Source organism: Ornithinibacillus bavariensis, assembly GCF_050433565.1.
Taxonomy (GTDB): Bacteria; Bacillota; Bacilli; order Bacillales; family Amphibacillaceae; genus Ornithinibacillus; species Ornithinibacillus bavariensis.
On the sequence record NZ_JBNPWZ010000001.1, the window covers coordinates 1 to 20729 of the forward strand.

Annotated in this window: 19 protein-coding genes and 1 pseudogene; 15 read left to right on the forward strand and 5 right to left on the reverse strand. The window is 37.3% G+C overall.

From position 1 onward, the window contains the following. Positions 1-363, forward strand: a pseudogene (locus HNR27_RS00005) (transposase); the annotation flags it as partial. Between the two features lie 81 nt (positions 364-444). Here HNR27_RS00005 and htpX read toward each other — a convergent pair. Then, positions 445-1314, reverse strand: a complete 870-nt coding sequence (gene htpX / locus HNR27_RS00010; RefSeq protein ID WP_429338338.1) for a protease HtpX — start codon at positions 1312-1314, stop codon at positions 445-447. A 143-nt stretch (positions 1315-1457) separates the two neighbouring features. On the opposite strand from htpX, the gene HNR27_RS00015 reads away from it, so the two are divergent. Beyond that, entirely contained in the window at positions 1458-1937 is a 480-nt protein-coding gene (locus tag HNR27_RS00015) for a PaaI family thioesterase (protein ID WP_429338339.1), read from the forward strand. Positions 1938-2245: 308 nt separating this feature from the next. After that, positions 2246-4177: an ATP-dependent DNA helicase gene (locus HNR27_RS00020; protein WP_429338340.1), complete on the forward strand. Its 1932-nt coding sequence runs from the start codon at positions 2246-2248 to the stop codon at positions 4175-4177. 26 nt (positions 4178-4203) lie between these two features. Here HNR27_RS00020 and HNR27_RS00025 read toward each other — a convergent pair whose 3' ends face one another. After that, positions 4204-4833, reverse strand: coding sequence for an NUDIX hydrolase (locus HNR27_RS00025; protein ID WP_429338341.1), 630 nt, complete (start codon positions 4831-4833; stop codon positions 4204-4206). 169 nt (positions 4834-5002) lie between these two features. Between HNR27_RS00025 and HNR27_RS00030 the strand changes: the two genes are divergently transcribed. The 5 genes from HNR27_RS00030 to HNR27_RS00050 all read left to right on the forward strand — a co-directional run bounded on the left by HNR27_RS00030 (position 5003) and on the right by HNR27_RS00050 (position 9012). Next, on the forward strand, positions 5003-5515 hold the full coding sequence (locus tag HNR27_RS00030; protein WP_212920187.1) for a DUF3231 family protein: 513 nt from the start codon (positions 5003-5005) through the stop codon (positions 5513-5515). Positions 5516-5772: 257 nt separating this feature from the next. Further along, positions 5773-6525 (forward strand): MerR family transcriptional regulator, encoded by a 753-nt coding sequence (locus HNR27_RS00035; protein ID WP_429338342.1) that lies wholly within the window; start codon positions 5773-5775, stop codon positions 6523-6525. Further along, positions 6526-7539, forward strand: coding sequence for a C45 family autoproteolytic acyltransferase/hydrolase (locus HNR27_RS00040; protein ID WP_429338343.1), 1014 nt, complete (start codon positions 6526-6528; stop codon positions 7537-7539). 87 nt (positions 7540-7626) lie between these two features. Further along, on the forward strand, positions 7627-8232 hold the full coding sequence (wrbA, locus tag HNR27_RS00045; protein ID WP_429338344.1) for an NAD(P)H:quinone oxidoreductase: 606 nt from the start codon (positions 7627-7629) through the stop codon (positions 8230-8232). Positions 8233-8370: 138 nt separating this feature from the next. Continuing rightward, entirely contained in the window at positions 8371-9012 is a 642-nt protein-coding gene (locus tag HNR27_RS00050) for a pentapeptide repeat-containing protein (protein ID WP_429338345.1), read from the forward strand. A 379-nt stretch (positions 9013-9391) separates the two neighbouring features. Here HNR27_RS00050 and HNR27_RS00055 read toward each other — a convergent pair whose 3' ends face one another. Next, positions 9392-10408 carry an LLM class flavin-dependent oxidoreductase gene (locus HNR27_RS00055; protein WP_429338346.1) on the reverse strand — a complete coding sequence of 339 codons (1017 nt, stop codon included), beginning with the start codon at positions 10406-10408 and terminating at the stop codon, positions 9392-9394. Positions 10409-10607: 199 nt separating this feature from the next. Between HNR27_RS00055 and rlmN the strand changes: the two genes are divergently transcribed. Then, entirely contained in the window at positions 10608-11675 is a 1068-nt protein-coding gene (gene rlmN / locus HNR27_RS00060; RefSeq protein ID WP_212920193.1) for a dual-specificity RNA methyltransferase RlmN, read from the forward strand. Positions 11676-11777: 102 nt separating this feature from the next. Continuing rightward, positions 11778-13604: an asparagine synthase (glutamine-hydrolyzing) gene (gene asnB / locus HNR27_RS00065; RefSeq protein ID WP_429338347.1), complete on the forward strand. Its 1827-nt coding sequence runs from the start codon at positions 11778-11780 to the stop codon at positions 13602-13604. Positions 13605-13655: 51 nt separating this feature from the next. On the opposite strand, the gene HNR27_RS00070 is transcribed toward asnB, so the two are convergent. Further along, positions 13656-14864 carry a GGDEF domain-containing protein gene (locus tag HNR27_RS00070; protein WP_244853441.1) on the reverse strand — a complete coding sequence of 403 codons (1209 nt, stop codon included), beginning with the start codon at positions 14862-14864 and terminating at the stop codon, positions 13656-13658. Positions 14865-15218: 354 nt separating this feature from the next. Between HNR27_RS00070 and HNR27_RS00075 the strand changes: the two genes are divergently transcribed. From HNR27_RS00075 to HNR27_RS00090, 4 genes are read left to right on the forward strand one after another with little or no spacing between them, the layout of a single operon-like run. Continuing rightward, positions 15219-16397 carry a carboxylate--amine ligase gene (locus tag HNR27_RS00075; RefSeq protein WP_212920195.1) on the forward strand — a complete coding sequence of 393 codons (1179 nt, stop codon included), beginning with the start codon at positions 15219-15221 and terminating at the stop codon, positions 16395-16397. Positions 16398-16413: 16 nt separating this feature from the next. Beyond that, positions 16414-17907 carry a Mur ligase family protein gene (locus HNR27_RS00080; protein ID WP_429338348.1) on the forward strand — a complete coding sequence of 498 codons (1494 nt, stop codon included), beginning with the start codon at positions 16414-16416 and terminating at the stop codon, positions 17905-17907. Between the two features lie 43 nt (positions 17908-17950). Further along, positions 17951-18676, forward strand: a complete 726-nt coding sequence (gene cuyB / locus HNR27_RS00085; RefSeq protein WP_429338349.1) for a cysteate racemase — start codon at positions 17951-17953, stop codon at positions 18674-18676. A gap of 12 nt (positions 18677-18688) precedes the next feature. Further along, positions 18689-18889 (forward strand): hypothetical protein, encoded by a 201-nt coding sequence (locus HNR27_RS00090; protein WP_212920198.1) that lies wholly within the window; start codon positions 18689-18691, stop codon positions 18887-18889. A 63-nt stretch (positions 18890-18952) separates the two neighbouring features. On the opposite strand, the gene HNR27_RS00095 is transcribed toward HNR27_RS00090, so the two are convergent. Further along, the gene (locus tag HNR27_RS00095) at positions 18953-19954 is read right to left on the reverse strand and encodes an NAD(P)/FAD-dependent oxidoreductase (protein ID WP_429338350.1); all 1002 of its coding nucleotides are present in this window, start codon (positions 19952-19954) and stop codon (positions 18953-18955) included. Between the two features lie 355 nt (positions 19955-20309). Here HNR27_RS00095 and HNR27_RS00100 point away from each other — a divergent pair, with 355 nt between their 5' ends. Continuing rightward, positions 20310-20723, forward strand: a complete 414-nt coding sequence (locus tag HNR27_RS00100; RefSeq protein WP_212920200.1) for a PaaI family thioesterase — start codon at positions 20310-20312, stop codon at positions 20721-20723. Positions 20724-20729 lie beyond the last annotated feature (6 nt).

Below are 20729 nucleotides of genomic sequence, written 5' to 3' on the forward strand. Positions count from 1 at the left end.
CGTTCATTTAAGGTATATGAATGCGAGGACTGTTCTGGATGTCCATTACGTTCTTTATGTACCAAGGCGAAAGCCGAAAGTAATCGGAAAATCTTCTATAATGAGAAATGGGAACAACAAAAAGAATATATAAAAGAGCAGCTTTCGAAAAAAGAAACTGGTGAGATCTATGGGAAACGTAAAATTGATGTGGAACCAGTCTTCGGAATTCTGAAGGCTAATTTGCGTTTCACTCGAATGTCTGTAAGGGGCAAAGAGAAAGTAGTAAATGAATTAGGGTTTGCATTCATGGCGGTAAACATGAGAAAGTTTACCGCCAGAACACCTAATTTACCAATGAATATTGAAAACAAACCAAAAAAAATGGTTCCAAGCACCAGTTTTTAGATGATTGGAACCATTTCTATTTATTTTTGGCTAGTTATGTCCCAGCCTCAATTTGTCCTACGCCAGACGTCTAATTCGCTCATCTAAATCTGGGTGGGTTGAGAATAATGATGCTTTACGCTTGTTATTAATTTTTAGTGTAGCAATGGAGGTTTCTTCCCCACTTTTAATTCGATTTGTATACGCCTTTAAGCTTTCTAACGCATGACGCATTTTATCTTTTCCAGCTAGATCTGCACCACCACGGTCTGCATGGTATTCACGGTGTCTAGAGTAAGCATAGACTACAATACTGCCTAGAATGGAGAAGACAATTTGGAATACAAATACAGCAATAAAGTGTACAATTGGTGCTAATTCTTCCTTCACAAAACGAGATGCAACAAAGGCTACAATACGTGATAGGAAGACAACAAATGTATTCACAATACCCTGAAGAAGAGTCATTGTTACCATATCACCATTGGCAATATGTGCTACCTCGTGCGCGATAACGCCTTCCACTGCATCATCATCCATCTCTTGAAGTAAACCTGTTGAAACAGCAACTAAAGAACGTTTTTTAGATGGCCCAGTAGCAAAAGCATTCACTTCTGGAGAGTTATAAATACCAACCTCTGGCATATATGTTAGTCCAGCTGCTCTTGATAAGCGATGAACCTTTTCTACAATAGCCTTTTCATAATCATTTAGTAGACCACTTGGATCGATGATCTGAACGCCCATCATCTTCTTGGCCATCCAGCGTGACATAGCTAACGAAATGAAGGAACCAGTAAAACCAATAATAGCACTAAAAATTAGAAGCTTAGTAAAGTCAATTCCATTACTAGTAATATATTTAACAGGTAAAATGCTAAAAATAATACTAATGGTTAGAACTACTAAAATGTTTGTTAGTAAAAAGTAAAATATTCTCTTTCCCATATTCTCACCTTTCATTTTTAAATTTTTGAAATTGTTTTCACAAAGATATTATGTATATTATAAAGGTAAAGGGCATTATTGTCATCTGGAATATATATATGTTTAGAGAGGACAAGATATTCTTAGAGGGAGAGTGGAATAAAGTGGAAAAGGTGAAACAGGCGATTCAGGATGATTATGCAGAGGATTATTCGTTTTGCTATGGCTGTGGACGATTGAATCAGGACGGACTTCATTTGCGAACAGGGTGGGAAGGGGAGCATACGGTAACGATTTATGAGCCGCGCCCTGAACATACGGCAATTCCGGGATTTGTATATGGTGGTGTTATTGCTTCCCTCATTGACTGCCATGGAACCGGATCAGCATCGCTTGCCTTACATAGAAAAAATGGCCATGAACCAGGAGATAGAGTGGAACCACCTCGATTCGTTACCGGGTCTTTGCAGGTGAATTTTCTAAAACCAACCCCACAAGGTGTTCCATTAAAGGCCATTGGAAAAGTGGAGGAGATTCATCCAAAAAAGTGGAGGGTTGTTACGGAAGTTTTTGCAGGTGAGGAATGTGTTGTAGCTGGTGAGGTAATTGCTGTAGTCATGCCTAAGACCTTTGTACAGGAATAAATGGCTACTAGGAGCTATTCTTTAATCACGAAGACTTTTGGACATAAAGTATTAAATTACTTTTTATTATTTATAATAGCATATGCATATTGAACACCGAACCCCATGGTACTTGTATAATGTCTGGGGTTCGGTTTGTTCTAAGATTAACATCAACACTTAGGATTCTTGAGCCAGCTACTTAGGAAGGTATTCTTTTTTGTCTTTGGAATTTGAACCCATAGGCCATTCAATAGGCATTTTTTGAATAAATATAGCCAGAGCATGGTAGAATTAGTCGTATGTTGAATTGAAAAAGAGGGAAATGTATGACGAATAGTAATGGGTTACCATTTCAGGTGGCAAAAACGGAAAACTTCTTTGACAAGCTTGGTGATTATGTCGGGGATGTTTTCTATGATGTGTTACCTGAACAGGGATATGAAGTTCGCGATGAACAGATTTACATGGCTTTTCAGCTGGAAAAGGCCTTTAAGGACAGGAGCACCGTCTTTGCTGAAGCGGGTGTTGGTACCGGTAAAACGTTTGCTTATTTAATATACGCGATATGCTATGCACGCTATAAAGGTAAGCCAGCAATTATATCCTGTGCAGATGAGACATTAATTGAACAGCTCGTGAAAAGAAACGGTGATATTGAAAAGCTGGAAAAGGCACTTGGTATAACGGTTGATGTAAGGCTAGCAAAGGCAAGAGAAAACTATATATGTGCCCGTAAGCTAGATGAGCTTGTTGATGAAACAGAGGATGAAGCTATCGTTCGTGTTCATGATGCAATTCCTGAGTTTGTTTATGATAATAGTGCTGTAAAGAAGGTATTCGAACGTTATGGAGACAGGAAGGAGTATCCTTGGGTATCCGATGAAACGTGGGAAAAAATTGCCTGGGACCCACTACAGCAATGTTCAACCTGTGAGTTTCGCCACCGTAGTGGTCAGACCTTGAATCGAGAGTACTATCGCCATGCGAAGGACCTCATTATTTGCTCGCATGATTTTTATATGGAGCATATCTGGACGAAGGATTCACGGAAGCGAGAAGGACAAATACCGCTTCTGCCAGAGGCATGTACGGTTATTTTTGATGAAGGGCATTTACTCGAGTTTTCTGCGCAAAAGGGTCTTACCTATCGCTTTAACTCTGAAACACTACAAAACGTCCTTACTGGTTATATGGGACAAGATGTACGTGAGGAATCACTCTACATAATTGAAGATATTATTACCTTACATGAGGATTGGTTCTACTCCTTAGGTCAATCTGCAATAGCGGTTACAGGTTCGAATCGGAAGGAAGTCGATTTGACCAGTGAAATGAGAAGGTTAGTATCTACGCTTTTTGAAAAGGTGGAAAAGCTTCTAGATCAGCTTGTATTTGATGCGGAAATGTTTACCATCGATGAATATCATCTAAGAATTATTGAAGAATATTTGGAGTTTTATCACCATGGACTTTCTATTATTCTAAAGGACAATGAGGGTATATTCTGGCTAGAAGAAAATAAAGCATCTACAACCCTTGTATTAATGCCGCGATTAGTAGAGGATGTCCTAAAAAACGAGGTTTTCTCAAAGGACATACCAATTGTTTTCTCTTCAGCAACGCTATCACAGGGTGGGGATTTTTCCTATTTAGCGAAAAGTCTTGGTATCGAATCCTATCAATCTTTTTCAGTGGAGTCACCTTTTGACTATGAAGAGCAAATGAAGCTATTTGGACATATTGAATATGACACCGATGAAAAATGGACAAAGGTGGAAAAACAAATTCTCCAAAATAATGGGAGTACCCTTGTGTTATTTTCTAATGTGGCTGAAATGAATCACTTTAGAAGCTGGGCGAACAGCAGATCATTGCCAGTTGAGATTTTCTATGAGGGTGATCAGGAAATTAGTGAAATAATAAAAGAATTCCAGAACAGGAAGGAATCAATCCTTTGCGCCTATCACCTATGGGAAGGGCTTGATATACCAGGTGAGGCATTATCACAGGTGATTATTACCTCTCTTCCATTCCCGCCTAAGGATCCTGTTTTTCAGGCAAAAAGAAAACATGCAGTTGACCCAGATAGGGAAGTTGATACACCATACATGCTTTTAAGACTCCGGCAGGGAATTGGGCGTTTAATCCGAACAAGAGAGGATCAAGGAGTTATTCACATATGGATGAAGGAAAGTGAAGAAAATAAGTATCGTAAGGAATTAATGGGTGTATTGCCTGTAGAAATAAATTGGGAATAATGGTAATGAAAACCGCAGTTTATTTATTAGCTGCGGTTTTCATTACTAATTAATTGACAAAAGTGTCTTAAAATCTTCGCTGTTAATCCCCAAATTACTCTATCCTCATATCGGTAGAAAAGCTCCTCTATATGTTGAATCTGCCAGTTGTAGTTTTCTCCGCCAACAATTAATTCAAACGGAAAATTATCCTCTGGTATGACGTTGACCTTTACTTTGTAAGTATCTGGAGTGGTAGCTTGAAAATGGGCTAAAGGGACAGTGAATATTTCTCCGACTTCCATTTCATTAAGGATAATTTTGTTTATATCTGTAAGCTGTCCAACATATGGGTAGATGATTCTGCCCATATCAGAAACAACATAATCAATTGGCGTGACATGGACGATATTTTCTTTTGTAATGCCGAGCTCTTCGGATGTTTCCCGAATAGCGCATTCCATTGGAGTTTTGTCACTAGGATCTATTCTACCTCCTGGAAAACAAATGTCTCCAGGTTGCCTCCGCATCTGCATGGAACGAACTTCAAACAATATATGCACTTCCCCTTCTACCTCAACAAGTGGAATGAGTACAGATGATCTTCTGAAGTTCTCAAGTCCCATTATTCCGGGCTCTTTAGCTGCCAATTTGGAAAGAATATTAGTTATATTCATATGCATCCCTCCGGTAATTACTCTTTTAATTATTATACTAATGAGTAGCAGCATAAAACCAATGATTTCCATTCAGTGAATTCATGTTTTATTTTCTTACTATTAGACAATCTAATGATGTACTCGATTACAAAAGCTTGATCAAATCTAATCTTTAAGGAGGATTATAATGGGAATTTTAAGTGGAAATCCACAGGATGAACCAATGCATTATGGTGAAGTATTTGGTGCATGGTCTGCTGTATTAACTGGGAAGTCCATGATTGCTGCTTATCAAACATTACTTAACCACACCGGTGATGGGGATCTAAGAAAATTGATTCAGGAAGCGATTGAACAGTGCAAACAGGATACAGAAAGTATTGAAAATCTACTTAAGGAAAATGGTGTAGGGCTACCACCTTCCCCACCGGAAAGACCAACAGCTGACTTGGAATCTATTCCAGCAGGTGCTCGTTTTATGGATAATGAAATAGCTGCAAAAATGTCTGCAGATGTTGCTGCTGGATTAGTGTCTGCTAGTACGATGATTGGCCAAGCGATTCGAGAAGATATTGCAACATTGTTTGGATCAATTCATACAAAGAAAGCAGCATTCGGTGCAAAGCTGTTACGATTAAATAAGGAAAAAGGCTGGCTTGTACCTCCTCCATTACATTTGGCAAATGTTGAGAAAGAATAATAAAGAATACAGCTTGCTGGTATGCTTAAAAAATAAGTGAAAAGGTAGTATGGTCAGATGAAATGTCTGGCCATTTATTTTATTACAGCTTTTTATACAGTATGGCCAAATATGTGGTGAAGCCCTCTAAACCATTTAATATCTTGATATACTAAAAAATTGATAACCTCTATTTTCAATAAATTTGTTCTTGACCTTCAAGTTACTTGAAGGTTTATCTTATATATATAGAGAGAGGTGATAACTTGAGGGATCTAATGAATATACAAGTTTTTTCAGAGAAAACAGGAATACCTAAAAGTACATTGCGTTTTTACGAGGAAAAAGCACTACTCGTACCAATTCGAAATAAAGAAAATGGTTATCGTTTCTACACAGATGCACAAGTAGAGCTTGCCAAGTTAATAGCTAGCCTACGATTAATAAATGTTCCGTTAAAGGAGGTTCAACAGTATGTAGCTTCTGCTGAATCGGAACGACAAAACATGAGAAGAAAATGGATGGAAACGATTAGAAGACAGTTAGACTTACTGAATCTCCAGCTAAAGTTTCTAGATAGCAATCCGAATGAGGAGATTTTCTTAATGGAAAAGGAGACAGAAAGAATTCTTTGGTTTTCCGCTGAGGAAAGGCAGGGTAGGTTCGCTAAGTTCTTTCAGTTAGGACGAGAGGAACTAGAAAAACATGGCGTTAAAATCAACCATTCTTATTTGAAGCACGTATCTGGTCGTGAAAATGTTCGCGCTATGATTGGGTTTGGGATCGCTAATCACCTTGACGTATCCAAGATATCCTTTTTTGAAGTAGAGGAGCAATTAAGTAAATCCTTATGTGTAGCAACTTATTTTCGAGGGAATTTTACTGCAATTGAAGACGCTTATCAATCACTAATAAAATATATAGTGCTTTATAATTATGCACCAGCCGGACCGATAATGGAGATGTACCAAGGTGAACAGCTGGATGCAGTTACAATTTTCATGCCTGTCATGAAACTAGGAGGGGAATAGGTGTATCAGGAGCTTAAGGTGGATATTAAGGAAGTAGTTGGTTCAAATGTTGATATCGGTATTAAATTAGGTAGAGAGACAAATAAAGATGAAAGCATTGCGTACATGTATAAGCTAAATCGTGATGTAGATGATAACACTGCTAAAGCATTGCTACAGAGGTATTCACCTAGTCTATGTAATGAATTATTAGGACTTGCAAATGGATTAGGAATAGACCAAGACACTGCCTTGAAAATATTTAGTGGCTATAATACAGAAATACCTTCAATGGGCTGTTCAGCTATTGCAAAAGACGATTACTATGCTAGAAATTATGACTTTAGCCCGAAATTGTACGATGCTTGCTTTATTTTCCATAACGCAACAGAAGGATATGCGAGTGTTGGATTTAGCCAACAAATGATTGGCAGATTAGATGGAATGAATGAACATGGGCTTGTGGTCGGTTTACATCTTGTCAATGAAGGGTATAAGGGAAATGGCTTTTTGGGAACGAACATTGTCCGTATTGTACTAGACCAATGTAAAGATGTCACCGAAGCAACAGAATTATTAAATAGAATTCCTCATGGCTATTGCTATAACTTCTCCCTGATGGATAAAAGCGGGAATAAATGTATCGTGGAGGCATCCCCAGAAAAACAGGTTGTGAAATACCTGGATACTTTGCAATGTACAAATCATTTTGAATCAAAACATTTAAAGGATAAAAATAGAAATTATATAAAGAGTTCTATCTCCCGTAAAAAAACTCTCCAAGAACTAACTAAACTACATCATGACCCCGCACATATTTACTATGAGTTTAATAATGAAGACTCTCCTTTATTTTTTCAAGATTATCACCATTTTTTTGGAACATTACATACAGTTGTTTATTTACCTAAATCACTGGAGGTCATTGTTGGTGTTGGTGGAAATGCTGAGCCAACAAGGTTTTCGCTAGCTAAATGGTTAGAAGGGGAATGTAAGGTAGGGGGTCATTTAATTGGAAAAATTAATATTATGTAAGGCTCTTTTTTCTTAGGTTATAGGTTTAAACTAGGAATTTTTACAGATAATAGAAGCGATAAAGAAATGTAACCTAAAAAGGAGAAAATGTATATGGTTAAATTAGCGGTTATTTACTACAGTTCTACCGGTATAAACTATCAGTTGGCAAGATGGGCAGAAGAAGCAGGAAAGTCAGTAGGTGCAGAGGTAAAGGTCGTGAAAGTACCTGAGCTTGCCCCAGAAGCGGCAATTGCTTCAAATCCAGTTTGGAAGGCACATGTAGAGGAAACAAAAGATGTTCCTGAAGCTACTTCAGCTGATATTGAATGGGCAGATGCGATCATCTTTAGTGTACCGACCCGTTTTGGTGTTATGGCATCACAAATGAAACAGTTTCTTGACACCCAGGGTGGATTGTGGGCATCTGGAAAAACCGTGAACAAGGTAGTTAGTGCGATGACCTCTGCACAGAATGCACATGGTGGACAAGAGGCTACCATCCTCTCACTGTACACCGCGATGATGCATTGGGGAGCCATCCTTGTACCACCTGGATATACAGATCAGGTTCTATTTGGTGCAGGAGGAAATCCATATGGAACAAGTGTATCACAGGGGCAGGATGGAAAGATGGTAGAGGATGTAAAGGGAGCTGTAGAGCATCAAGCAAAACGTACGATTGAAATTGCAAAGAAAATAGTTGGCGAATAAACACTCACAGTTAAACGGCGTTGGGGATCTAATGCCGTTTTTCTTTGGTTGAAATAAGTAATTTGAGCAGCTACTCCATGCGTTGCAGATCTGTATAGATTATACTTAATAAAAAGAACCGAAAAAGGGGATAAGGAAATGGTAAAAGGATTTAAAATAGATAAGCCAAAGCTGCCACATGAATTACCTGAAGCAGAATTTACCTTAAAGGAAAATGGCTATTATGATTATTGTATCTATAGAGATTGTGTGATTACTCGGGACGATACGGACCGCATTGCTTTTGATCAAGTAATATTTGATCGTGTAACCTTTGAAGGAACTGATTTTACCAATATTGAATTGACCGACTGTGTCTTTGATCATTGTGATTTATCGAATATTGACTTCAGTAAAGGCAGCATTCACCGTGTAGAATTTAAAAATTCAAAAATGATAGGCGTTATGATGCCAGATTCGTCATTAGGTAATGTTGTTTTTGATAATTGTCAATTGAATCTTAGTGCCTTCGGTTACTCCAAATTAAAACAGGTAAGGTTTACGGAGTGCACGATAAAGAACAGTGACTTCTATGAGTGCAAATTTCAAAAGGTTGCACTTGATACATGTGATATCGAAGAGGCGAATTTCGCAAATACTAAGTTAACTGGTGTGGATTTAACTACCTGTAAATTTGATAGATTACAAGTATCACCAGAAAGCATGCAAGGTTGCATTGTTTCTACGGAACAAGCAATAGGGTTTGCAAGACTACTAGGGTTAGAGATTAAGGATGAATAGAAGAGGATGGGCTATACCTAAACTGATTCATTAAAAGAGAAAAAAATTGCTTTTTGGCACGGAGACTTTGACGAGAGGAACAACAACGGTGGGACCTCAAAGTGCGAAAATAGAAGGTTGATGATGAAGAGAGCCCCATCCTTGGACTGTGATAACTCGCCCAGGAGAACTTTGTGGTAACACCTCTATGGCTGAAGATCTGTCTGTCTGATGCACAACAACCACCAAGCAGCAAGGTAGACACTGCGAAGGTTTTCGAGCAGATGTCTACCCTGTACTGGAATTAAAGAAAATTATATTTCCGAAGCGGTTATTTAGATTAAACAATTAATCGGGTTTTCATATATATACTTTTGCACCAAGCTTCTTCTTCAGAACATTAATCCATCATTTCCGCTACAATCTCATAGGAACGTAAGCGGTCCTCATGATGGAATATTTGTGATCCAATAATTAGCTCATCTGCATTTGTTTCCTCTATAAAGCTTTCTAATCCTCTGTGTACGGCTTCCTTGTCCCCGACGATGGTTGTTTTGGGATCGAGTGATTCCATTACAGCAGCAATTTCCATAGGGGAATATAATTCCACTAGATTATGAACAGGAGGCTGCAATTTCCCAGGATTACCCCTACGCAAGCTTAAAAATTGCTGCTGCTGAGAAGTAGCAATGAATTTAGCTTTTTCATTTGTATCTGCTGATATAACGTTTATTCCCAACATAACATATGGTTTTTCTAGTACTTCTGATGGTTTAAAATTATCTCGATATAGCTTCAAGGCTTGATGTAAATAAGCTGGTGCAAAGTGACTAGCGAAGGAAAATGGTAATCCCTTTTGTGCTGCTAATTGTGCACTAAAGCCACTTGAACCTAGTAACCATAATGGAACCTTTGCTCCTTGACCAGGGATAGCTTTTACTCTTGAAATAGGTTCATCCGAAAAATAATCCTGTAATTCATTTACTTGCATTGGAAAATCTTCTACACTCATATTTAATGTTCTTCTCAATGCATAGGCCGTTGCCTGATCACTCCCAGGTGCCCTTCCTAAGCCTAAATCAATTCGCCCCGGGTACATCGCTTCAAGGGTACCGAATTGTTCAGCAATTACTAGTGTTGCATGGTTTGGGAGCATCACACCACCAGCACCAATACGCATTGTATTGGTTGCACCAGCTATATGGCCTATCACGACAGAGGTTGCAGAGCTTGCGATACCAGGCATATTATGATGCTCTGCTAACCAATAGCGATTAAAGCCCCATTTTTCCACGTGCTGTGCTAAATCCACACTATTTTTGAACGATTCACTAGCATTACTACCTTCTGTAATAGGTGCAAGGTCGAGAACCGATAAAGGTATATGTTTAAAGTTTTTTGCTGTTTTAGTTTTCATAAATTGAACTCCTTTCAGTTGCAATCCTTAATAAGCAATGATAATTATTTTGGCCATAAGAGTCCAGTTTTCCGCTTAGAGCTCATGATACAAAAATTAGTTTGCGCATACCATTTGAATCAAGTATGATAGTAAAGTGATTTAGGCAAAGCTATTACTGGATAAACCAGCTTACTATAGATTTTTGGAGATGAGAATAATGACAAAAGCATCCATTTACGGGTTAACAATGGATCAATTGACAGAATGGCTAACGGAAAACGGACAAAAACGTTTCCGTGCAGATCAGGTGTGGGATTGGTTATATAAGAAGCGTGTCCACAGCTTCTCCGATATGAAAAACGTAAATAAGGAGACTATTGCACTCCTTGAAGAAAATTTTGTAATTGAAACGTTAGCAGAAGAAATTAAACAAGTGTCAAAGGACGGTACGATAAAATTTCTTTTTAAACTAACAGATGGAAACCTAATTGAAACAGTATTAATGCGATTTAATTACGGACTATCCGTATGTGTAACTACACAGGTTGGTTGTAATATTGGTTGTACATTTTGTGCCAGTGGCTTGCTAAGGAAGAGCCGTGACTTAACGAGTGGTGAGATTGTCGAACAAATTATGAAGGTGCAAAAGCATTTAGATGAACAAGGAAATGATGAACGTGTTAGTCATATCGTTGTCATGGGTATTGGAGAGCCATTTGATAACTTTAATAACCTACTCAATTTTATTAACGTTATCAATGATGAAAAAGGACTCAAAATTGGCCAACGCCATATTACGGTTTCAACAAGTGGCTTAGCACACAAAATTTATGAGTTTGCGGATACTGGCTTACAGGTCAATCTTGCCATTTCCTTACATGCACCAAACAACGAACTAAGAACTCGCATTATGAAAATCAATAAGGCATTCCCAATAGAAAAGCTTATGAAAGCTGTTGACTATTACCTAGAAAATTCAAATCGTCGTATTACTTATGAATATATCATGCTAAAGGATATAAATGATCATGAGGAAGAAGCATTACAGCTTGCGAAATTATTAAAAGAGAAGCGCCATCTATCTTATGTTAACTTAATTCCATATAATACGGTTCTTGAGCATAGTGAATATAAGCGAAGTGATACTGCGGTTATTCAAGCCTTTCATGAGACCTTAAAAAAGCACGGAATTAACAGTGGTGTTCGCTGGGAAAATGGTGCAGATATTGATGCAGCTTGTGGCCAGTTAAGAAGTAAGCAAATTAGAAAACAACAAATTGGATAGAACAAAAAAAGATTGATTCAAGTTTATGAGTCAGTCTTTTTTTCTTGGAATACTATATTACCAAAAATAAAAAATGTCTATTTTTAAAAAGGGGTAATTAGTATGGTTGGATTTTTCGGTGTTCTAAAGCTAGAAGAAAATGGGAGGAATGTAGAGCAGGGAGGCAATGCTTTCGACAATACAAAGAACGATGACTTGAATGTCTTTGAGAATGAACACATTCAGCTTGGCCTTTTAGGCTATTTAGATCAAGTCGACCAGCCGCTTATCTTTGGAAATAATCGATATGTTCTTATATGGAATGGGAAAATTTATAATGGAAAGCAATTACGGCAATTGCTTGAAAATAGGAACTATACATTTGCTACAACCTCTGATGAGGAGGTCATCGCAACGCTATTTTTAGAATATGGTGTTGGTTCCTTCCGAGAAATTAGGGGCATGTTTTCTATGATCATATGGGATAAAGAAGAAAAAATACTTTATGGAGCGAGGGATCCATTTGGAATCAAGCCTCTTTATTACTATGATCAAGAGAGTTTTCTGTTTTCTTCTGAGAAACAACCAATTACAACATATATAGGCAAATTACCCCTTCATGAGCAAGCACTAGCCGATTATTTATCCTTTCAATATGTACCGCCATCAGTCACGTTGACAGAGGGAATCCTTTCCCTTGTCCCCGGTCATTACTTTATTAAAAAGATGGATAAACCGGTGGAAAAACACCGCTATTTTCATGCAACACTGAAACCTGTCTATGGAAATGAAAATATGATTATTAACCGGATTCAAGAGGCTTTAATTGATTCTGTAAAGGTTCATTTACCTGCTGAAGTGCCATCGGGTGTCTTTTTATCGGGTGGAATTGACTCAAGTCTACTAGCTAGTATTGCAAGGCAAATTCAACCGGAAATCAAAACGGTATCTGTTGGATTTGAAGAAGAAGATTATTCTGAGCTCTCCATTGCACAACAAACCGCGGAGGTCCTTGGCGTTGAGAATATCTCGTATACCATTACTCCACAGGAATACATTGATGTCCTGCCAACTGTTATCAAGCTCCTGGAGGAACCACTTGCAGACCCTGCTTGTGTTCCACTTTATGTTGCAGCAAGAGAGGCTAGTAATTATGTGAAGGTGGTCCTATCTGGTGAAGGGGCAGATGAGTTATTTGGTGGCTATAATATTTATCGTGAATTTGAATCGTTAAAGCTATTTAATTATATTCCAAATCCCTTACAAAGAATCATTCACTGGCTTTCGAATATATTACCGGATGGAATGGTTGGGAAAAGCTTTTTACAAAGAGGAACAACACCACTAAACCAACGATATATTGGAAACGCTAAAATATTTGAAGAGAAGGAGAAGGAACTAATACTGGTTTCGAAACGATCCCCACGACAATCTTACCTGCACATTACGGAGGAATTATTTGCTCATGTAGAAGGACAGCATCCCACACAACAAATGCAGTATATTGATATTCTTACTTGGCTTCCCGGAGATATTTTAGTAAAAGCCGAACGAATGACAGCAGCTCATCTATTAGATCTTAGAACCCCTTTTTTAGACAAAGAAGTATTTGAAGTAGCTAGAAAAATACCTGTTGAATGTAAAATAACAGATAAAACGACAAAAGCAATCCTCCGAAAAGCAGCGACAGAATTTGTTCCTCCACATGTTGTACATCGTAGAAAACTAGGATTTCCAGTCCCAATCCGTAAATGGTTACGAGAAGAGCTAGTTGAATGGGCAAAACAAATCATTCATGATAGTCAGACTGAAGATTATCTTAATAAATCCTATGTGAAGCATTTATTGGAGGAGCACGTTACCCATAAGCGCGACCATGCTCGTAAAATATGGACTGTTCTAGTCTTTATGCTATGGCATAAAATTTATATAGAGGATACCGAGATATAATATACATTTAACCAATGAAAAAGGGCTGACTAAAAGTTTGTCAGCCCCTTATTAGTACATAGAAGATGATGGTACATCTGATATACCATTTTTTTCTGAAATACGATTTTTACCTAAGTTTTTGGATTTTATTAACAGCTGGTCCGCATGTATATATGCATTCTTAATATCTAATGCTTCATTTGTCTTATAATAGTAAAAGCCGAATGAAGCAGTTAAAGAAATTTCAATTGTCTTTTTAAAATGTTCAACTATAACCGGCGTGCTTTTTACAGCTTCCCTTATTTTCTCCACCTGCTTCATGCACTGATCAAAGTCACGATGACGAAGGAAAATAGTAAATTCCTCTCCACCACTCCGAAATAAATAATCATCCGTGGACAATTGATTTTGTAACACATGTGCAACCTGCTGGATAGCTTTGTCCCCAACGGCATGGTTATAGGTATCGTTAATTCTCTTAAAGGAGTCTATATCTGTTACAATAATTCCAAGCTTTTCACCAGAGTTATTTAATTCACTCATTTTCTTATCCATAAAGGTGCGGTTATACACCCCTGTTAGAAAATCTGTATAAGCCATTTGTTCAAATTTATCCCGTTCCATTTTATGTTGAAGTGACTGGTTAATAGCAATATTAGAGCGGCTAACTAAATAATTTAGTAGGAAAAGTCCAACGAGCATTTCCCATTGCTTATTCTCTAGAAAGATAAGTAAAAAAGCATTAGAAAAAGCGATTTTCCCAATATCTAAAATACTTCTACTTTGAATGAAGGAGATGACATCTTTGAACGACGTAAATTCTCCAGTAGATGTAAAGATAATGGACAAATAAAGATGGGATAGCAGTGTCATAATAATAACTAATGTGAATAGTAATATCCAGAATCCAAATGGTACCGGATCAAAAATTGGATAAAGTGCTCGGAATAGATAATAGACAATTGCCCCATTTAAGGCAAAAGAACCGATGTTGTAGAACGTATGCAAAAATTCCTCTTCATCTGCTGTCTTTGTTAGTTTTCTTATGAAAAATATGGAGAACATCGAAATGGTCTCATAAATAAATGCTCCTAGAGGACCAACAAAAATAGCAAATGCTATACTATAAGAAATAGTATAGTCTACATTCGTATTTCCATGTTTTACAACTATTTTTAAATGATTATACAAATTGGAAAAGAAATAAAATAATGCAAAAGCAAGGACATAATTATTGAAGTCTATCTTTATACCACCAGAGCATACGGCAACAACCACCGATAACAGGAATAAGGAAATTATGAAAATTCTGTAAAATCTTATGACCTACTACCCCCTTTCATACAGGTATGGGCAAGAATTCCTATACTAAATATAACATAATTTAGTAGATTTACTTCAATATTATTTCAATTTGCAACACATAAGCGAGTAAATTCGTCTAATAGGTATAGAAAAGTAAACCTGTTAGCAATTTGTGTTTTGACGAAAATCGTCTTATTGAAGTATCATTTACGCATGCGTATAATGAGAGTATACGTATGAAGATAATATTGGCTGATAAGTTTCTAATAAATATACATTGTTTGGAATAAGATTTAGAAATGAATCTGCCCTGGGAGTAGTAGAGCGATGAATAATAAAGCAGTTATTTTAGGAAATAATTATTATATAGGGCTGAGTGCCATTCGGAGTCTAGGCGTACATGGTGTACATACTGTTGCTGTGGACTACTCAGAAGAAGATCGATATGGTGCAGCATCGAAATATTGTTCGGAAAAAATAATCGTTCCACATTATAAGAATGATACGGAAGGATTTATACAAGCATTGATTGATTATGCGAAAAAACAAGATCAAAAACCAGTTCTAATTCCTTGTCATGATACATATTTAGAGGTGATTGATGCAAATTTACCGAAAATAAAAGAATACTACCTCATCCCTCAAACAGAGCAAGGATTGGCATCGAAGGTGATGAATAAAGATACATTGCATGCACTTGCGGTAGAACATGGTGTTCGCGTTCCAGAAACCGTACGTATCCATGAACCTAACTTTAAAGAGCGAGTTGAAGAGGAAATTAAGTTTCCATGTTTAGTAAAGCCATTTGACTCACCGAGCTTTGTAGCGACATTCCGTAAAAAGATATTTAAGGTTCACAATATGGAGGAGCTTGAGGAAGCAATAAACAAGGCGAAGGAAGCAAATCTAGAAGTGTTTGTGCAACGTATTATTCCTGGCTTTGATGATCATATGTATACATTTGATGCTTATCTTAATCAGGATGGGAAGGTAACACATTGGACTACATGTCAAAAACTACGTCAGTATCCAATTAATTTTGGTGCATCCGTCTATACAATTCAAAAGTATACCCCAGAACTGTTTGACATTGGTTCGAAGTTTTTAGAGGCAATACATTATAAAGGATTTGCAGAAATAGAATTTAAGAAGGATGAAGAAACCGGAGAGTTTTATTTGATTGAAATAAATGCAAGGATTACAAACTTCAATCATTTGCTCTATAAGGTTGGCTTGAATTTTCCATATATCACATATCGAGAAATGATCGGAAAGCCACTTGAGCCAAAAGCATTGACGGATACGACTAATCGTGCTTTTTGGTATGGTTATGAGGATTTTCTAGCGGTAAAGGATTATATAAAAAGTGGTCAATTGAAAACAAGTGAGGTAATGAAATCATTTTTCAGGCCAAAGGCTTATGCAATATGGAGCTGGAAGGATCCAAAGCCGGCATTTACATTCATGAAAACGAGAGTTGGAAAACTATTTGGAGGCCGAAAATAGGCAAGGAGGTAGCACAATGCAACTAAACGAATTACTCGGAGCAATTGAAATATTAAATGATAGGCAAATAGAGCCATTAGAGATTACAGAGGTCTCCTATCATTCCCAAAAAGTAAAAAAAGGAGATCTGTTTGTTTGTGTGAAGGGCTATAAAACCGATGGTCACAAGTATTTAGGTGATGCGGTTAAGCGTGGTGCAGTAGCTGCAGTAGTGGAAGATTTTCAAGAGGATATGGACATTCCACAATATATTGTGAAAAATAGTCGAGTGGCTCTTGCTAAGCTAAGTGCAACATTTTACGGTAATCCATCTAAGAAATTAAATATGATTGGGATTACGGCAACGAACGGTAAAACAACTACCTCTTATATGACAAATGCTATATTAGAAAATGAAGGTCGTCGTACTGGTCTAATTGGTACTGTCGTGATTAAAAATGGCGATAAAACTATTCCCGCTGAGCTAACAACTCCGGAGTCATTAGACCTGCAACGATATTTAAACGATATGGTACAAAACGATGTTACCCATGTTACGATGGAAGTATCATCAGCTGCTTTAGAGCTACATCGAGTAGAAGCTGTGGAGTATGATGTAGTCTCATTAAATAATATGAGTAAAGAGCATATGGAAATGCATGGTACCTTTGAACGTTATTTCGAGGCGAAGTCTAGTTTAATTAGAAATGCTTCGGAACATAGCTATGCTGTGTTAAACCTAGATGACCAGTATTCTGCCTCATTAGTGGATAAAACAAAAGCAACTGTTATTTCATTTGGTGTAAATAATAAAAATGGTTATATTCATTGTAAGAATTTAGATTTAACGACTGGAAGAGGTAAATTCACGGTAGAAATTCTTAAACCCTTTGAAGCGAATGGGATGAAGTTTTCACCTAGTGAGTTTGATATCGAGCTAGCTGTTCCTGGATTACACTCCGTTTATAACGCAATGGTTGCTATTATCATCTCCTTGATTAGTGGTGCGAGAATTCCAACAATCCAAAAGACATTAAAGGAATTCTCCGGTGTTCCAAGGAGATTTGAGTTTATTTATGAAGATGAAATAAAGGTAGTAGATGACCACTTTGCTAACCCAGGTAATATAAATGTTACGTTGCAAACATTAGATTTCATGGATTACGATAATCTTCAGTTAGTATATGCAATTAGGGGTAGTAGAGGTGCTACAATTAACCGAGAAAATGCAGAGGTAGTCGTGGAATGGGCAGATAAACTTGGTATTAATGAGATAATTGCAACGCGAAGCATCTCCCACACGACAGATAAGGATAGAGTGACGGATGACGAAGTAAAAGCATTTACGGATGTAATGGAAAAGGCGAATATTAAGGTTCGTTTATATGATGAATTACCAGATGCTATTAAAGATGCACTTTCACGAGCAGAAAAAGGGGATTTAGTATTACTGGCCGGCTGTCAAGGTATGGACTATGGTGCAGGAATTGCTCTAGAAGCGTTAAATAAGGAAAACGTAGAAGTACAATAAATCATCAATGTAGATGCAGCATTGGATAAAGCAGGTGGAGAGATTGAAGCAAAAGAAACTTGGGGTTTTAGGTGGAATGGGCCCAGTTGCAACATCACTATTTTTTGAGAGGGTTATCGATAACACGGTGGCAAATAAGGACCAGGAGCATATTGACATGGTTATACTTAACCATGCCACTATTCCAGATCGGACAAGGGCTATTTTAGAAAATGACAAGGAACTTTTCCTAGAAGCAGTTAAGAATGATTTTGCTATTTTTCAAGCTGCAGACATTGATCATATAGCAATCCCATGTAACACATCTCATTATTTTTATCATGAGATGCAGGCAATGACTTCTATCCCGATTATTAACATGATAGAAGAGACTGTAAAGCGTATAGAACAGCAATTTGGACAACATACAACTGTTGGTATTTTAGCAACCAATGGAACGATAAATACTGGTATATATCAACAAGAGTGTCATAAATTTAATATGAAGGCTCTCACGCCAAATAGGCATGTTCAAGAACAGGTCATGCGGACAATTTATGATTTTAAGGCCGATAAACCAATTGATACGGAAGCATTTAATGGGATTATTAGAAGTATGCTTGAAGAGTGTGACTGTGTGATTCTTGGGTGTACAGAGCTTTCCTGTATCCACATAGTGGATGAATTAAAGCCTTATTGTGTGGATGCAATGCAAGTATTAGTGAATGAAGCAATCATTCGATCAGGAAAGAGATTAAAGCATGATGTGTTGGTCCCTAATCTAGAGTAAGGGGGGAGTTCTGTGATATCAAATAAAGAAGCATTTGATGAATTCTTACTCGAATCCTTTAAAGACGGAAGAAGTGTCCGTGAATTACGATTATCTGAAGAAGAGGCGGACTATATTAAAGTAAAACTTCCAAAAGCAAAATTCAAAAAATTATCCGGTACCGATCTTCATGCCATTAAAAAATGGTATGAAGTGGATACCAATAGGGATTAACACGGTGTTATGGCACCTCTAGAGGATGGTAGATAACTATCCATTTAGAGGTGCTATTTTCTTTTATTGAAATGACTCGGCAAATAAGTGGGTACTATGTACACTTAATTTCGCTTTTGGATCAAGGAATGTTTTTGCATGATTAACTGCTATCGTTGCCTCGCCAAACCCGGTTGCAATAAGCTTTGGCTTTCCTTCATATCCACAGATATCCCCTGCTGCATATATTCCAGGGATAGTAGTCTCCATTTTTCCGTTTACCAATACGGCATTTTTTGTTGTATCTAGCCCCCAAGATTTGATTGGTCCAATGTTGGTAATAAAGCCATAGCTCACAATAACATCATCTACTGGTAAATTTACTAGCTTCTCTCCCTTAACTTCCTGTACTATTACTTCACTAATTTGCCCATCGGAACCAATTATTTCATGAACCTCGTATGGAGTAAGAATGGATACAGATGAGTTTTTAAGCTGTGAAATACTATGCTCATGTGCTCGGAACTCCTGTCTTCGATGGATGAGTGTAACAGATTTTGCTACCTCTTCTAGGGCTAAGGCCCAATCCACTGCAGAATCTCCACCACCACAGAGTAATACTTGCTTACCTCGAAAAACCTCCACTTGCTTTACATGGTAATGGAGAGAGGTCTTTTCAAATTCAATGGCGTTATGAAGCTTTAACTTTCGTGGTTCAAAGGCACCAGCACCAGCTGAAATAATGATACTACGAGAGTAATGAATAGTCTTAGTGGTTTCGATTTCAAACCTCCCATCTGCTAGCCGGGTAATCGCAATAACTTGCTCATTTAAGCAGATTTTTGGCGAGAAAGTTAATGCTTGTGTATGAAGTGCATGAACGAGGTCTTTAGCTTTGACACCGGTAAAACCTGCCACATCGTAAATATATTTTTCAGGATATAAAGCAGCAAGTTGACCACCGATTTCTGGTAGACTGTCAATTATTTTCACAGATGCCTCCCGCATCCCAGCATAGAAAGCAGTAAACAATCCAACTGGACCTGCACCGATTATCGTTATATCGATACACTCATGATTATTCATTTGCGTAACTCCCTTTCATTTATTGTCCATGTACTAATTAACGAAAATATATGTAACGAAATATTTACGTTTGTTAAAAATGTTGTTATATAAATAATAAAAATATTTCCAATAGAAGTCAATATTTAATGAATAACTTAATTTTACTTTCGGTTAAATCCTTCTTCTCCTACATTTTTAACGAAATAATCATTGTTACAGCCGATGAGTAGGCTAATTATTCCAACTATTATATCTAGTACTATAATCAGTATATTTAGATGTTATTGACAATTAATGTGGTGGGTTTTAATATTAATATAACGTTTAAAATACGGAATATAATTAAATTAGAAAGAGGGGAAGAGGTGAATAGATGAAATATTCAATTACGGATTTGCAGCAGGTAGTAACGAATGGACGAACACCACCTCCTTGTGATTTAACAATGCAAATAAAAGTAAATTCTTCTGAAGATGGTATTGCAAAGGGGATTTGGCAGGTTGATCAGAAATACATGAATGGCCATGGAGTAGTGATGGGGGGATTTCTAGCTGGAGCTGCTGATATAGTAATGGCCTATGCGATAGCATCTAAATTAACAGATGAACAAGGCTTTGTTTCGATAGATTTAGATACTACTTTTCACAGACCAGCCTTTGAGGGTGAGATTGAAATTATTGCACGAGTGGAAAGAATGGGAAAAACATTAGCCTACGTCGTAGCAGATTTGTTTCAAAATGAAAAAAAGGTAGCAACTTGTGTGTCCTCTCTGCTTATAAGAGGTTAGGTAACT